Here is a 13,782-nt window from a genome sequence, read left to right on the forward strand (position 1 = left end):
GTCCGCGGCGGAATGGTTTTGGCAGAAAATGACGGATAGCGTCGATTGCCGCCATTGTGGGCCGCTTTTACTCTCCCTGACATCCACCATCAAGGAGAAAGACGATGACATTGACGATTGGCGATATCAGCATTCCAGACAGCAAGCTGGCACGCGACATCACCGCGCTGGTTCGGGACACGGAGTCGCCGCTGCTCTTTCACCATTCCAGCCGGGTCTACTATTTCGGCGCACTCTCGGGAAAGCGCCGTGGGCTGAAGTTCGACCCTGAACTGCTCTATGCCGGTGCCATGTTCCACGACATGGGACTGACGCATCAGCACAGTTCGGAGCATGAGCGTTTCGAGGTCGATGGCGCCAATGCCGCTCGTGATTTCCTCAGGAGTTACGGCATCTCGCAGGGTGATATCGACACGGTCTGGACGGCAATTGCGCTGCATACGACACCCGGCATTCCGCAGCACATGCATCCGGTCGTGGCGCTGGTGACGGCGGGCGTGGAGATGGACGTGCTCGGCATCGATTATCACGGTTTCCATGACACCGATCGCGAAGCTGTGGTGCATACGCATCCGCGCACGCCGCATTTTAAAGAGGATATCCTCCAGACCTTCTACGAAGGCATCAAGCACAAGCCGGAAACGACCTTCGGCAATGTGAAGGCGGATGTGCTGGCCGACAAGGATCCACATTTCCACAGAGGCAATTTCTGCAGTGTGATCCGCAACTCTGCCTGGGTCGGCTAGAGTATTCGAAAACTCCAGGCAGGCGGCTTCGATGCCGCCTGCCTGTTCTCGTTACTTCTTCAGCCAGGGTGTCGCCGTGCTCCAGAAGATCACGTTTGCGCCGAGGTAGTCCTGCGCGAAGGTGGTGAACTCCTCTTTGGTGAAGGGCTTCCTGGTCAGCGGGTTCTTGTAGGTCAGCGTCGGCTCCTGGACGGCGAGGCCGACATAGGAAAGCCTGCCCTTGTATTTGTTGAAGAAGGGATAGGAGTTCTTCATCTGCGCCTTGCGGTTCGGCACGATATCGGGACCGCCGAGACCGACATTGTTCTTCTCCGCAAAATCGAAGAGCCGACCCATATAGTTGTGGTCGTTCTCCCATTCGCAGGGCCAGAAATTCACGTATTGCACGACCAGCGATTTTTCGAACGCCTTGCGGGCGAAGGCGAGGTTTTCCATCTCGGCCGAGAAATAGGCGTCACAGGAGAAACCTTTCGGCTCGTGCTTCGGATCGAGATCGATCGACGTTTCCGGCAAGTTGATGCCGTAGATCTGACCGTCGAACTTTTCGGCAAGTGCCTTCAGGAGCGCCTGATATCGCTCGCGAACGGCCGGGTTCCACTGCTGCGCGACCCAGCCGGAACCGACCGGCTTGTTTTCGCCGGGATTGTCGAATTGCGGGGTCAGGCCGCCGTCATATTCCGGCTCGGTCAGCATGTAGTCCGGAATGTTGCGCGCCTTCGGATTGAAGAAGCGGTCCTGCACCTGGATGAACATCTTTTTGTTCAGCCCCTTGGCAATGGCGAGATCCTGCTCGATTGCCGAAAAATCATACTGACCCTTCGCCGTCTCCAACCCCTTCCAATTATAGACGACCTGCACGCCACCGATATCGGGCCGAGCGAGCTTCGCCTTTGCGGCGGCGAGATCGCCGGAGCCCATATAGAGGAAGTTTTCGGGAGCGGAGGCGGCATGGGCAGCCTGCATCGGCAGGGCGAGGGTGGCGAGCGCGACGAGAAGTCTCTGAGATTTGTTCATGGGGTTCTCGAATAGAAAGGTGATGGAAAGCGCGCAAAGCTCTCGGGACCAAATCGGGCAACTCAATGGCGGCGATTGCCGAGCCCGTGCGCACAGTTAATCGGGCCGCTTCCATCAGAATTACTCGTTTTACCATCCGCAATTTTTTGATGCGCCCTGTCGGCCAAGCGGTTACTCATTCGTCATTCGGAAAGAGGAGCTACCGATGCTTTACGCAATCCTTTGCTACGCCAATGAAGAAACCGTCTTCGCCTGGACCGAGGAGGAAGAGGCTGCCGTTATGGGAAATCTCCATGCCGTGATCGAGCCGCTCGCCGCTGCCGGCAAGCTCGGCCCGACAGGCCGGCTGATGCCGACGACGACGGCAACGACCGTGCGCAAGGGCAAGGACGAGGCCTTTGTGGTCGATGGCCCGTTTGCGGAAACCAAGGAGGCGCTTCTCGGCTTCTACACGGTTGATTTCGAGACGCTTGATGACGCGATTGCCTTTTCCAAAGAGCTTTCGGCGGTCAATCCGGGTTCCACCTCTTACGAAATTCGGCCGTTCTACACCTTCAGGCCGGGAGAGACCGCATCATGACAGACATTGCCTGGATCGACCTCGCGCTTGCCTCGGCCCGGCCGAAGGCGCTCGGCGCGCTGCTACGCTATTTCCGCAATCTCGATACGGCGGAGGAGGCGTTTCAGGAGGCATGCCTGAGGGCGATCCGGACATGGCCGGAAAAGGGGCCGCCGCGTGACCCGACGGCCTGGCTGATCTTCGTCGGCCGCAACAGCGGCATCGATGCGGTGCGCAAGAGGGCGAAGATCCAGGCCCTGCCCGACGAGGACCAGATTTCCGATACGGAGGACGCCGAAAGCGATATCGCCGATCGGTTGGACGATTCCCATTATCGCGACGATATCCTCCGGCTGCTCTTCATCTGCTGCCATCCGGACCTGCCGGCCACCCAGCAGATCGCACTGGCGCTGCGCATCGTCTCGGGCCTGTCGGTCACGCAGATCGCGCGTGCCTTCCTCGTCTCCGAAAGCGCCATGGAGCAGCGTATCACTCGCGCCAAGGCGCGGGTGGCGAAAGCCGGGGTGCCTTTCGAAACGCCGAGCCCGCAGGAGAGGGCCGAGCGGCTGGTGATCGTCAGCACGATGATCTATCTGATCTTCAACGAAGGCTACAGCCAGGCCGATCCCAAGCAGGAGGCGGCCGCCTTCAGCGACGAGGCGATCCGGCTGGCACGGCTGATGCTGCACATCTTCCCCGCCGAGCCGGAACTGATGGGGCTGCTTTCTCTGATGCTGCTGCAGATTTCCCGCCGGCAGGCGCGCTTCAACACCGAGGACGAGATCGTGCTTCTGGAAGATCAGGACCGCTCGCTCTGGAACCGGCCGTTCATCAACGAGGCGCTGGCGCTGCTCGACAAGGCGCTGCGTCACCGCAAGCCCGGTCCCTATCAGCTGCAGGCGGCAATTGCTGCCGTCCATTCCCGCGCAAAACGCGCCGAGGATACCGACTGGGTGGAAATCGATCTGCTCTATCGTGCGCTCGAACGTGTCCAGCCTTCACCCGTGGTAACGCTCAACCGCGCGGTCGTGGTCTCAAAGCTGAATGGACCCCAGGAAGCGCTCGATCTCATCGAGCCACTCGGCGAGAAACTCGACGGCTATTTCTATTATCATGGCCTGCGCGGCAATTTGCTGAAGCAGCTCGGCCGCATTGCACCGGCGCGCATAGCCTTCGATCGCGCCATCGCGCTTGCGCACTCGGCGGCGGAAGCTGCGCATATCCGCCGGCAGATCGACAAGATGCAGGAAGAGGCGGCGCAGCCTGTCGCGAGAACGTAGTCTCGTTTCCTGTTCGATCGAAACGACAATTCATCACATTCGCTGCTGGTATCCGCAACCAGGTTGAATTGGTGCAGCCGCTCTTTTGCCCATAGGGTGGCGTCATTTCAGCAGGGAATTTCGGATGACCATCTCCATCGCGCCAATCACCGTCGATACTATCGACGAGTATCACCACGTTCTCGGTGCTGTTGCGCGGGAACGGAAATATCTGGCGCGCGAAGACGCGCCGCCGATCGAACGGAGCAGGGCCTTCGTGCTTGAGAATATGGAGCGGGGCAATCCGCACTTCGTTGCGCTCGATGGCGTTAGCGTCGTCGGCTGGTGTGATGTCAGGCGTAATACCGAGTTCAATGCGCTGCATGCCGGAATGCTCGGAATGGGAATGCTTGCCGATTACCGCGGGAAGGGCATCGGCAGCCGCCTGATGGAGGCGGCGCTTGCCGCGGCATGGTCCATCGGGCTGACCCGGATCGAGCTCAGCGTGAATGCCTCCAATCAGCGGGCCATTCGTCTCTACGAGAAATCCGGTTTCGAGTATGAGGGTGTATTGCGCAATGCAATCATGCTTGATGGCGACTATCAGGACGTGGTGATCATGGGTATTCTGGCCGAACCGCGGCTATGCTGACGAGGTGTTCCGGCTATCGATTTTCTCGAAGCTATCGTTCCAGAATTTCTGTTTGCTCTTCACTCGCGGCGTCCTTATCTCGAGGCTGAATTCAACAGGATGCCGACCATGGAACTGGGTCTTTATACATTCGCAGACGTCAACCCCAATCCGTCCCGCAGCAAGGGAGTGGAAGGGGCCGAGCGGATCAAGCATCTGATCGAGGAGATCGAGCTTGCCGATCAGGTCGGGCTCGATGTCTTCGGGCTCGGCGAACATCATCGGCCAGATTATGTGGCCTCGGCACCTGTGGTTGCGCTGGCTGCTGCTGCGGCGAAGACGAAGAATATTCGGCTCACCAGCGCCGTCACGGTTCTCTCCTCCGACGATCCTGTGCGGGTGTTCCAGCAGTTTGCGACGCTCGATCTGATCTCCAACGGCCGTGCGGAAATCATGGCGGGACGCGGCTCCTTTATCGAATCCTTCCCGCTCTTCGGCTACAATCTCGAAGATTACGACCAGCTTTTCGAGGAGAAGCTCGATCTTCTCCTCGCGCTGCGCGATGGCGAGATAGTCGACTGGAAGGGCGAGCTCCGCGCGCCGATCCAGGGACGCGGCGTCTATCCGCGGCCGCTGCAGGATCCGTTGCCACTGTGGATCGCGGTAGGCGGTACGCCGCAATCCGTTGCCCGCGCGGGTGCGCTCGGCTTGCCTGTGGCGATCGCCATCATCGGCGGCGAATATCCGCGCTTTGCGCCGCTGCTGGATCTCTATCGGGAGGCTGCTCGCCGGGCAGGGCAGGATGCGGCGAAGCTGAAGACCAGCATCAACGTGCACGGTTTCATAGCCGATACGACAGAGGCCGCTGCCGACCAGTTCTACGGCCCGCAGGCCGAAGTGATGAACCGCATCGGCCGCGAGCGCGGCTGGGGCCCGACGAGCCGGGCGCATTTCGACATGTCGCGCGGCCCGACCGGCAATCTCTTCCTCGGCGATCCGGAAGTGGTGGCCGAGAAGATCATTGCCGCCCACAAGGTTTTCCGCAACGACCGCTTCCTGCTGCAGATGGCGATCGGCCTGATGCCGCACGACCAGATCATGCGCGGCATCGAGCTCTACGGTACAAAAGTGGCGCCGATCGTCAGAAAGGCATTGACTGAGGCTGCCGAAGGCGCGAAAGCCACCGCTTGACGCAGAGCCTGTCGCTCTCGGGTAAAATCCGGAACGGTCTATGGTTATCGAGAACGACGAAGAACTTACCAAGCTCAAGGATATCGGCCGTATCTGTGCCAATGCCATACAGGTGATGGCGGCGGCGATGGAGCCGGGCATGACGACGCTGGAGCTCGACCAGATCGGCCGCAAGGTGCTGGAAGATGCCGGTGCGCGCTCGGCGCCTGAATTCTGCTATCAGTTTCCGGGCGCGACCTGCATCAGCGTCAATGAGGAAATCGCTCACGGCATTCCCGGCCCGCGGATCATTCGCCCGGGCGATCTAGTCAATATCGACGTGTCGGCGGAAAAGGACGGGTTCTTTGCCGATACCGGCGCTTCTTTCGCGGTGCCACCGTCTAAATCGAAGATCGAGAAGCTTTGCCGCGACGGAAAGCGGGCGCTCTGGATTGGCCTCAACCAGATCAAGGCCGGCGAGCCGCTGGCGAAGATCGGCAATGCCGTCGGCGCCTTCGCGCAGAAGAACCGCTATACACTTGTCGCCAATCTTGCCAGCCACGGCGTCGGCCGTTCGCTGCATGAGGAGCCGGCCGAGCTTTCCACCTGGCCCGATCCGTCGGAACGGCGCATGATGACGGAAGGTCTCGTCTTTACCGTCGAGCCTTTCCTGTCGCTCGGCGCAACATGGGCGGAAGGCGGGGATGACGCCTGGACGCTCTATGCCGATCCCAAGGCCCCGACGGTGCAGTATGAACATACCGTCGTTGCAACACGCAACGGGCCGATTATTCTGACATTGGCGGCTTAAGGGGGATCACCCCTCGCTTTTGGAGGTCGAGATGGCTGTTGCCTTTACCAAGGAAGAGAGTGCCGAAACCGCATCGGAAACGCTGCTGCCCGATCGCGCGATTTCGCCTCATCCCAATCTCGTCACAGAAACCGGACTGAAGGCGCTGGAACTGCAGGTGCACGAAGCGCGCCAGGCCTATGAGGCTGCGAGCACTATCGAGGACGTCAATGAGCGCCGACGCCAGACGTCTGGCCCGTTGCGCGATCTGCGTTACCTTGCCGAAAGAATTCGCACGGCCCAACTCGTCTCCAACCCGATCTCCACTGATACCGTTGCCTTCGGAAGCACGGTCACCTTCAGCCGCGATGATGGCCGGGTCCAGACATACCGCATCGTCGGAGAGGACGAGGCCGACCCGAAGGCGGGATCGATTTCCTACGTCGCTCCCGTGGCCCGCATTCTCATGGGCAAGGCCGTCGGCGATGTCGTCGCTGTCGGCGATCAGGAACTTGAGATTATCGAGATTTCCTAAAGCGCCGTGCGTGCTCGACGTACGGCGCTCGTGTTAACCGCCTTGAGATCAGGCGACTTGCGGCAAGCGGGCGATGACCTTGATCTCGAAATCGAAGCCGGCCAGCCAGTTCACGCCGACGGCCGTCCAGTTCGGGTAGGGCGCCTCGCCGATTTCCTTCATTCTGATACCAGAGATCGTCGGCCACTGCGCTTCGGGATCGGTGTGGAAGGAGGTGACATCGACGACATCGTCGAACGTGGCGCCCGCAGCTTTCAGCACTGCTTTCAGATTGTCGAAGGCAAGCTGTACCTGCTTTTCGAAGTCGGGCTCGGGAGAACCGTCTTCACGACTGCCGACCTGGCCGGAGACGAAGAGCAGATCGCCTGAACGGATCGCCGCAGAGTAGCGGTTGATCTCGTAAAGAGCCTGCCGGCCTGCGGGGAAGATTGCATCACGTTTTTTGGTCATTGTTTTACTCCTGTCTAGACAAACGGCACCGCCTCCGAACTCTCGTTCGTCGAAAGAGGTGAGCATTTATGGGAATGGGCTGCCCGCTATCCGGAGCGATTGATATACGCTCCGTATGCGGATATAATCAGACATACGTTGCGTATGTCAATACACATACGCAACGTATGTGTATTTTGGGAGATGGTGATGGCCGCAAAGACCCGGGCGCAGATGATGGAGGAGACGAGGGCGAAGCTTATACAGGCTGCCCGGAAGGCTTTCGCCGTCAAAGGCTATGCGGGAGCTTCGATGGATGATCTCACCGCCGATGTCGGGCTGACACGCGGGGCGCTCTACCATAATTTTGGTGACAAGAAGGGTTTGCTGCAGGCCGTGATCGACCAGATCGACGGCGAAATGGGGGAGCGGTTGCGCATCGAGCGCGACCGGGCCGAAACGATCTGGCTTGGCCTTCTGGCGGAATATACCGCCTATATCGAAATGGCTCTGGAGCCGGAAATCCAGCGCATCATGCTGCTCGACGGGCCGGCGGTGCTCGGCGATCCCTCGCAGTGGCCCAGTCAGAATGCCTGCCTTCGCACGACAACCCAGACCATCCAGGCGCTGATCGACGAAGGCACGGTCAAGCCTGTCGATGCTGAAGCTGCTGCCCGCCTGCTCAATGGAGCGTCGCTCAGTGCCGCGCTCTGGATCGCCGCCGCGGAGGATCCGCACAGCCTTCTTGCGAAGGTCGTCGAGGTTTTCCGCGGTCTCGCGAGTGGTCTGCTCAAGACCTGACATTGACGAGGCGGCGGTTCACGCCGCCAATCGTCGATGTGGCTTCAATCCCGTTGCGGGTCGGTCTTGCCGCCTTGCAGGATTTCCATGGCCGCACGCTCCAAAATCCCGGAAATCCTGATAGCTTCGCTTGCCGACCAGGGATGACGCATCCGCAGTGCAGAACGCAGCAGCTGGCGGGCAGCGCGGATGTTGCCGTCGTCGCGGCCGAAATCGTCATCCTCCTCGTCACGACGGTGTCGGCCGCCGCCTCCACCCTGATGCTGATCGGGGTCGAACATGCGATTGACGAAGGCCATGCCCTCGGCAATGCGCTCCAACTTGGCGAGCGCCTGGTCGATCATGGCGCGGTTTTCCTCCACCTTCTGACGGCCGGCCTCGGTGATCTTGTAGAGCTTCTTCGTTCCTTCGTTTTCCACTTCCGCCAGTCCGGTCTCTTCCAGATAGGTGAGGGCCGGATAGATGACGCCCGGGCTCGGCACGTAAAAGCCGCCGGAGCGCTCCTCCAGTGTCTTGATCAACTCGTAGCCGTGACGCGGACGCTCTTCCAGCAGCGCCAGAAGGATCACCTGCAATTCGCCCGCGGAAAACCTGCGGCCCATTCCCATGCGCATCGCTTCACCGACGAAACCGCCTCGAAAGCCTCTCATGACATACTCCTTCGTATCAGATGTATCGTTCACTATGTCGTAAATATATATCGTAAGATATGTCTTTCAAGAGAGAGTGCGGAAATCCTGTTCGCGAAATTGAAGCATCCATCAGAATTACTCACTTGTGGCGGTCATGCTGCAGCGCGATAAACGCGCCATGTTGGCTCCGAATAACGACCGCCCGGTCAATCTCCTCACCGCCGCGCTTGCAGGCGCCATTGCCATGGCGGCGGCCATGGGCTTCGGGCGATTTTCCTTCACGCCGATCCTGCCGGGCATGATGGTCGGCGTGCCGCTTTCGGCCGCAGACGCGGGTTTCATCGCTTCCGCCAATTTCGTTGGGTATCTCGTCGGCGCGGTTCTCGCCGCCTATGGGTGGGCTGCGGGGCGCGAGCGGCTGGTAGCGCTTCTGTCGCTGCTTGCGACTGCAATCCTGCTGGCCGCCATGGCGGCGACGGATTCCGTCTTGCTCTTTGCCGTCATCCGCTTCCTGGCGGGCATGGCGAGCGCCTTCACGCTGGTCTTCAGTTCGGCAATCGTGCTGAGCCATGGGGCGGCTGCGAATAATGATCACGTTCAGGCAATACATTTCGGTGGGCCAGGGGCGGGGATCGCGATTTCCTCCGTCATGGTGCTTGCGCTCGGCTATGTCTTCAACGATGCAGCCGGCGGCTGGCGCGCAGACTGGATCGGTGGAGCGCTCTTTTGCCTGGTCAGCCTTGTTATCGTCTGGGCACTGCTGCCGAAGTCGCCGGTGCATACGGGGCAGGCGAAGGAGCCAGCACTGATCTGGAGCCGGCCGATGGTGCTGCTGACGCTGTCCTACGGCTTGTTCGGCTTCGGCTATGTCATTACCGCCACCTTCCTTGTCGCCATCGCACGCGCGAGCGCGTCCGGGCCGATCGTCGAGTTCCTCTGCTGGTTCATTGCGGGGCTGACGGCCACGGTCGCGCTGTTCATCTGGAGGCCCTTCGTACGCTTGCTTGGGCTTGGCGGCGTCTATGTCGCGGCGCTCATCATCGAGGCGATCGGCGTGCTCGCAACCGTGGAACTGCCGCATTCGGTGGCGCCGCTGATCGGCGGCGCGCTGTTCGGCGCAACGTTTCTTGCCATCACTGCCTATGGATTGCAGATCGGCCGCAGACTGTCACCCGAAAGCCCGCGCCGCATCCTGGCGCTGATGACGGCGGCCTTCGGCGTCGGCCAGATCATCGGTCCTGTCGTTGCCGGCTGGATTGCGCAGACAACGGGAAATTTCGTGCTGCCGACCGTTATTGCAGCGATCGTGCTGGTTTTCTGCGCACTGCTGGTCATGCCGGTGATGAAGAAAATCCCATAAGTGGTTACAAGTGCGTAACAATGGGTTGAACCCATTGCCGCTTTCTTCGAACTGCCTTAATTTCCGGGCAATCAGTGGTTCGCCACTCTTCCGTGACTCCAGTTCAGGAAAGCAAAGCTCCCCGTGTTTCATTCCTTCTTTCCCCAGCCAAAGGCGTTCTTTACTTCGCTCACAATCTGGACGCTGGCTGCGATTTTAGGCTGGTATTTCTTCGCCGCCGATCTCGGTGCTTCGCTTGGATTTGCGCCGGTTCCTGAAGAGCAACAGCCGATCGATCTCTCGTTTTTCCTGTTGCCGGAGAACCTTTGGTTTTACGGCTACTTCCTGGCGAGCGCTTTGATCTTTTGCGGCGCTTGGCACATCAAGGCGATGAGCCACCCCTGGAAGATATGGTCGATTTGGGGGTCGGCGCTAATCATCTTCGTGACCTATTTTAGTGTGCAGATCTCGGTCGTGATCAACAATTGGCGGCGGCCATTTGGCGACCTGCTGCAGAACGCGCTGGCGAAGAAGCCGGGTATTACAGTCGAGAACTTTTACGACCTGTTTCTGGTTTTCGCGCAGATCGCCTTCCTCGCCATGTTCGTATCGATCATGACCGATTTCTTCACGAGCCATTATATCTTCCGCTGGCGGACGGCGATGAACAATTTCTACATGGCGAATTGGGAAAAGCTGCGTCACATCGAAGGCGCATCCCAGCGTGTACAGGAAGACACGATGCGCTTTTCCAGCACCCTGGAAGGTCTCGGCATCAACCTGATCAATTCGGTGATGACGCTGGTCGTCTTCCTGCCGATCATGCTGGCACTGTCACATTACGTGACGAGCCTGCCGATACTCGGCGAAGTGCCGAATTCCCTCTTCTGGCTGGCTATCTTCTGGTCGGCTTTCGGCACCGTCCTGCTCGCTTTCGCGGGTATCAAACTGCCTGGGCTGAATTTCAAGAACCAGCGCGTGGAAGCGGCCTACCGCAAGGAACTGGTCTACGGCGAGGACCATGCCGACCGGGCGCAACCGCCGACGGTCCAGGAACTGTTCTCAAGGGTACGGAGAAACTATTTCACGCTGTACTTCCACTACATGTACTTCAATGTTGCCCGCTCGTTTTACCTGCAGGCGGACAATCTTTTCGTCTATTTCTTCATGGCTCCGACCCTCGTCGCCGGCGCCATCACCTACGGTATCTTCCAACAGATCGCGACCGCTTTCGGGCAGGTCAGCAATTCCTTCCAGTATCTCGTCAATTCCTGGTCGACGATCATCGAACTGCTCTCCATCCACAAGCGTCTCAAGGCCTTCGAGGCTGCTATCGATGATGAGCCGCTGCCTGATATCGATCAGCGCTATCTGGAGCGCGAAGCCGGCGCTGTTCACGTCGACGGCTGACAAAACAGGAAGGGCCACCGAAGCGGTGGCCCTTCCTGTTTGAGAGTCTGGCGGATCGTCAGTTCGGACGGTTGGAGCCCGGATTTTTCCAGTCCAGATCCATCAATGCCTCCAGGATATGGTCGGCAGCGGCCGTGTTGCCCTCCCTGACTGCGATGTCGTAGGCGGCGAGGCAATGGTCGAGCAGCGGTGTCGCCACCGGCGCTTCCTCGGGGAGGGGAAAGACGATGCCGCCGTAGAGGGATGGTATGCCGGTCCTGTCGCGGAAGCATCGTCCGAACGCCATCACCTGATGGAAGGCACCGTCGGCGCGGCGGGTGCGGTAGCTCTGGTGCTCCGGCTCTTGCGTAAGGATCGTATCATGGATGATCCTGGCGGCGGCCGGCTGATCCTCCGGATGAATGCGGGAGACATAGACTTCGAGCGGCAGGCCGCGTGCCGTTTCCGCGGAGTCGAGCCCAAACATTTCGGCAACCGCTCCGTCGCCGTAAAGAAGATTGGCAACGATATCCCATATGAAAAAGCCGGTTTCACAATTGCGGAATTCGTCTTTGTCAGTCAGACACTCCAGGTCCACAACAGCTGTCACGACGCACCACCCACGTTTGCGCGCATTCATGATGCAATGCTTATCAAAGCGTAAGGTGGATGCAATCAATAGGTGCAGGCCGTAGTTGAATATCCAGTGTTTTTAACACATAGGAGTGCTTTACAACCCGGATGTCTGCTGCAGCGCCCCGCGCTTTTCTATGAGAGGGATCGCTTCGGAGTAGCTGACGCAGGCGACATCGGCCCTATGGCAGACGTCGCTCACCAGTCTGTCGAGCGCGCGCCAATATGCGCCGCCGTTCATTTCCACGAAATGGAAGCCGAGTTGCAGGGGAATGCGACTGCCGGCATATTGCTTGTCGAAAGCCTCTTTAAAGGCTGTATAGGCGCGCGCCTCGAAGGCGGCGCTGTCGGCGGAATCCTCTTCGCCCTTGGAGTGACGGACGAAGAGATTGTAATCCATGCCGATGATTGGCTTTTCAGCCGGGCCTTCCGGAATGAGCGGCAGGCCGAAGCGGATGATGCCGTCTTCTTCGACCGGCATGGCCGGTCCCTTGGTGACGAGGCTTGCATCATAGGCGAAGCCGGCCTTCTTCTCGGCCGCAATCATCTCGGCTCCACCGCCGGTCGACAGGTAGGGAGCACGGAAACCCTTGATGCCATGGTCGACGAGATCCCGCCAGCCGGCCGGTTCGTCCAGGCCGACGCTTTTCCAGGCATTCTTCAGTGTGGACTTGAAAGTCGCATATTCGGCCGACCAGTCCGCCTCGCTCCATTGTCTCCCGTCGAAATGGCCGCAGGCATGACTGGAAATATCGTGCCCTTCGAGATGAGCGTGCCAGATATTGCCGAGGCGTTCGCGGATCTCGTCGTCGCTCTGCGCGAAGCCGACATTGGATTTTGCACGTTTCTGATGAGGGGCTTGGTAGGCTTTCTTCGCTGCCTCATTCATCAGGAAGGTGCAGGAGAGGAAATAGGTGAAGTGCGCGCCATTCCGGGCTGCCATTTCGCGACTCTTCTGCCAGAGCGCATTATCGTGAGCACCGTCGAAAGAGACGATGACAAGCTGTTTCGGCTTGTCGGCGGCCTCAGCAACGGCGGGAAAAATCAGAGACAGGGCGAGGGAGGCCGGAACAATCGAACGAAACATGGGCACCGCGACAATTTGCATTGCGGTTTTCCTGTTACAGAATTGCGGCGAAGCTACGGTCTTGCTGGCAATTTCCCTCTTCTGCCGGTAATTCATGGCTGACCGTCAAACAGGAAAACCGGATCACCATGGTTCTGCTCGCCCTCAGCCTCATTCTCTTCCTCGGCCTCCACCTGATCCGCGTCGTTGCTCCGGGCTTCCGGCAGGCGATGATAGACGGGATCGGCAAGCCCGCCTGGGTCGCCGTCCATGCGATTGCGAGCATCCTGACGCTGATCTTCGTGATCTATGCCTTCGGCGCAGCGCGCAGCGAGCCGATCGGTTTGCTTTACAACCCGCCAGTTGGCATGGCGCATCTGACCGTCACGCTGATGCTGATTGCGATGATCTGTCTGGTCTCCGGTTTCCTGCCGGCCGGCCACATCAGGACGAAGACCAAGCACCCGATCGTGCTGTCGGTGAAGATCTGGGCGCTTGCCCATCTTCTGTCGAACGGCGAAGCTTATTCCGTGCTGCTGTTTGCCGCTTTTCTCGCCTGGGGTGTGGTGCTGCGCATTTCGTTGAAGCGGCGCCAGAGGCGGGGCGAGATCACGTTGCCGACCTTCGTATCGGCCAAATACGACCTCTACGCCGTCATCATCGGCGCGGTCGTCTGGGCGCTGATGATCTGGCGCGTTCATGAATGGCTGATCGGCGTTGCACCTCTGCCGATGCTTGCTTCGTGACGATTCTGCGATATCCCCCTTACAACGGCCGCAAAATGGAGTA

At 59.4% G+C, this 13,782-nt stretch carries 16 protein-coding genes; 11 read left to right on the forward strand and 5 right to left on the reverse strand.

Going from position 1 to position 13,782, the window contains the following annotated elements; translation table 11 throughout:
• Positions 1 to 104: 104 nt before the first annotated feature.
• On the forward strand, positions 105 to 746 hold the full coding sequence (locus AC1DNW_RS09090) for an HD domain-containing protein (protein WP_113308751.1): 642 nt from the start codon (positions 105 to 107) through the stop codon (positions 744 to 746).
• 51 nt (positions 747 to 797) lie between these two features.
• On the opposite strand, the gene AC1DNW_RS09095 is transcribed toward AC1DNW_RS09090, so the two are convergent.
• Complete coding sequence (locus AC1DNW_RS09095) at positions 798 to 1,760, reverse strand: hypothetical protein (protein ID WP_113308752.1); 963 nt, start codon at positions 1,758 to 1,760, stop codon at positions 798 to 800.
• Between the two features lie 205 nt (positions 1,761 to 1,965).
• Between AC1DNW_RS09095 and AC1DNW_RS09100 the strand changes: the two genes are divergently transcribed.
• The 6 genes from AC1DNW_RS09100 (at position 1,966) to greA (ending at position 6,704) form a co-directional block, all read left to right on the forward strand.
• On the forward strand, positions 1,966 to 2,340 hold the full coding sequence (locus AC1DNW_RS09100) for a YciI family protein (protein WP_113308753.1): 375 nt from the start codon (positions 1,966 to 1,968) through the stop codon (positions 2,338 to 2,340).
• Complete coding sequence (locus AC1DNW_RS09105; protein ID WP_113308754.1) at positions 2,337 to 3,599, forward strand: RNA polymerase sigma factor; 1,263 nt, start codon at positions 2,337 to 2,339, stop codon at positions 3,597 to 3,599. Before AC1DNW_RS09100 ends, AC1DNW_RS09105 begins: the two co-directional genes overlap by 4 nt.
• 124 nt (positions 3,600 to 3,723) lie before the next feature.
• Positions 3,724 to 4,230, forward strand: coding sequence for a GNAT family N-acetyltransferase (locus AC1DNW_RS09110; RefSeq protein WP_113509419.1), 507 nt, complete (start codon positions 3,724 to 3,726; stop codon positions 4,228 to 4,230).
• 108 nt (positions 4,231 to 4,338) lie between these two features.
• Positions 4,339 to 5,400: an LLM class flavin-dependent oxidoreductase gene (locus tag AC1DNW_RS09115; protein ID WP_113308849.1), complete on the forward strand. Its 1,062-nt coding sequence runs from the start codon at positions 4,339 to 4,341 to the stop codon at positions 5,398 to 5,400.
• A 40-nt stretch (positions 5,401 to 5,440) separates the two neighbouring features.
• A complete protein-coding gene (gene map, locus AC1DNW_RS09120; RefSeq protein ID WP_113297483.1) occupies positions 5,441 to 6,190 on the forward strand; it encodes a type I methionyl aminopeptidase in 750 nt (249 codons plus the stop codon).
• A 31-nt stretch (positions 6,191 to 6,221) separates the two neighbouring features.
• Positions 6,222 to 6,704 (forward strand): transcription elongation factor GreA, encoded by a 483-nt coding sequence (gene greA / locus AC1DNW_RS09125; protein ID WP_113308756.1) that lies wholly within the window; start codon positions 6,222 to 6,224, stop codon positions 6,702 to 6,704.
• 48 nt (positions 6,705 to 6,752) lie between these two features.
• Here the strand turns inward: greA and AC1DNW_RS09130 are convergent, their stop codons facing one another.
• Positions 6,753 to 7,154: a RidA family protein gene (locus AC1DNW_RS09130; protein WP_113308757.1), complete on the reverse strand. Its 402-nt coding sequence runs from the start codon at positions 7,152 to 7,154 to the stop codon at positions 6,753 to 6,755.
• 189 nt (positions 7,155 to 7,343) lie between these two features.
• Here AC1DNW_RS09130 and AC1DNW_RS09135 point away from each other — a divergent pair, with 189 nt between their 5' ends.
• A complete protein-coding gene (locus AC1DNW_RS09135; RefSeq protein ID WP_113308758.1) occupies positions 7,344 to 7,934 on the forward strand; it encodes a TetR/AcrR family transcriptional regulator in 591 nt (196 codons plus the stop codon).
• 44 nt (positions 7,935 to 7,978) lie between these two features.
• Here the strand turns inward: AC1DNW_RS09135 and AC1DNW_RS09140 are convergent, their stop codons facing one another.
• On the reverse strand, positions 7,979 to 8,584 hold the full coding sequence (locus AC1DNW_RS09140) for a PadR family transcriptional regulator (protein WP_113297487.1): 606 nt from the start codon (positions 8,582 to 8,584) through the stop codon (positions 7,979 to 7,981).
• 160 nt (positions 8,585 to 8,744) lie between these two features.
• Here AC1DNW_RS09140 and AC1DNW_RS09145 point away from each other — a divergent pair, with 160 nt between their 5' ends.
• Together AC1DNW_RS09145 and sbmA are read left to right on the forward strand one after the other, a co-directional pair.
• Positions 8,745 to 9,926 (forward strand): YbfB/YjiJ family MFS transporter, encoded by a 1,182-nt coding sequence (locus tag AC1DNW_RS09145; RefSeq protein ID WP_113308850.1) that lies wholly within the window; start codon positions 8,745 to 8,747, stop codon positions 9,924 to 9,926.
• A 123-nt stretch (positions 9,927 to 10,049) separates the two neighbouring features.
• Entirely contained in the window at positions 10,050 to 11,315 is a 1,266-nt protein-coding gene (sbmA, locus tag AC1DNW_RS09150) for a peptide antibiotic transporter SbmA (protein ID WP_113297488.1), read from the forward strand.
• Positions 11,316 to 11,373: 58 nt separating this feature from the next.
• Here the strand turns inward: sbmA and AC1DNW_RS09155 are convergent, their stop codons facing one another.
• Positions 11,374 to 11,904, reverse strand: coding sequence for a PAS domain-containing protein (locus AC1DNW_RS09155; RefSeq protein ID WP_162748479.1), 531 nt, complete (start codon positions 11,902 to 11,904; stop codon positions 11,374 to 11,376).
• Positions 11,905 to 12,024: 120 nt separating this feature from the next.
• The gene (locus AC1DNW_RS09160) at positions 12,025 to 13,014 is read right to left on the reverse strand and encodes a polysaccharide deacetylase family protein (protein WP_113308851.1); all 990 of its coding nucleotides are present in this window, start codon (positions 13,012 to 13,014) and stop codon (positions 12,025 to 12,027) included.
• A 128-nt stretch (positions 13,015 to 13,142) separates the two neighbouring features.
• Here AC1DNW_RS09160 and AC1DNW_RS09165 point away from each other — a divergent pair, with 128 nt between their 5' ends.
• Positions 13,143 to 13,739, forward strand: coding sequence for an NnrU family protein (locus AC1DNW_RS09165; RefSeq protein ID WP_113308760.1), 597 nt, complete (start codon positions 13,143 to 13,145; stop codon positions 13,737 to 13,739).
• The last annotated feature ends 43 nt before the right edge of the window (positions 13,740 to 13,782 follow it).

It is taken from the genome of Rhizobium sp. 05L429 (assembly GCF_056397645.1).

Coding starts and splice junctions, on each gene's coding strand:
- AC1DNW_RS09090 (WP_113308751.1), top strand. CDS start 105: ATGACATTGACGATTGGCGATATCAGCATTCCAGACAGCAAGCTGGCA.
- AC1DNW_RS09095 (WP_113308752.1), bottom strand. CDS start 1,760: ATGAACAAATCTCAGAGACTTCTCGTCGCGCTCGCCACCCTCGCCCTG.
- AC1DNW_RS09100 (WP_113308753.1), top strand. CDS start 1,966: ATGCTTTACGCAATCCTTTGCTACGCCAATGAAGAAACCGTCTTCGCC.
- AC1DNW_RS09105 (WP_113308754.1), top strand. CDS start 2,337: ATGACAGACATTGCCTGGATCGACCTCGCGCTTGCCTCGGCCCGGCCG.
- AC1DNW_RS09110 (WP_113509419.1), top strand. CDS start 3,724: ATGACCATCTCCATCGCGCCAATCACCGTCGATACTATCGACGAGTAT.
- AC1DNW_RS09115 (WP_113308849.1), top strand. CDS start 4,339: ATGGAACTGGGTCTTTATACATTCGCAGACGTCAACCCCAATCCGTCC.
- map (WP_113297483.1), top strand. CDS start 5,441: ATGGTTATCGAGAACGACGAAGAACTTACCAAGCTCAAGGATATCGGC.
- greA (WP_113308756.1), top strand. CDS start 6,222: ATGGCTGTTGCCTTTACCAAGGAAGAGAGTGCCGAAACCGCATCGGAA.
- AC1DNW_RS09130 (WP_113308757.1), bottom strand. CDS start 7,154: ATGACCAAAAAACGTGATGCAATCTTCCCCGCAGGCCGGCAGGCTCTT.
- AC1DNW_RS09135 (WP_113308758.1), top strand. CDS start 7,344: ATGGCCGCAAAGACCCGGGCGCAGATGATGGAGGAGACGAGGGCGAAG.
- AC1DNW_RS09140 (WP_113297487.1), bottom strand. CDS start 8,584: ATGAGAGGCTTTCGAGGCGGTTTCGTCGGTGAAGCGATGCGCATGGGA.
- AC1DNW_RS09145 (WP_113308850.1), top strand. CDS start 8,745: ATGTTGGCTCCGAATAACGACCGCCCGGTCAATCTCCTCACCGCCGCG.
- AC1DNW_RS09160 (WP_113308851.1), bottom strand. CDS start 13,014: ATGTTTCGTTCGATTGTTCCGGCCTCCCTCGCCCTGTCTCTGATTTTT.
- AC1DNW_RS09165 (WP_113308760.1), top strand. CDS start 13,143: ATGGTTCTGCTCGCCCTCAGCCTCATTCTCTTCCTCGGCCTCCACCTG.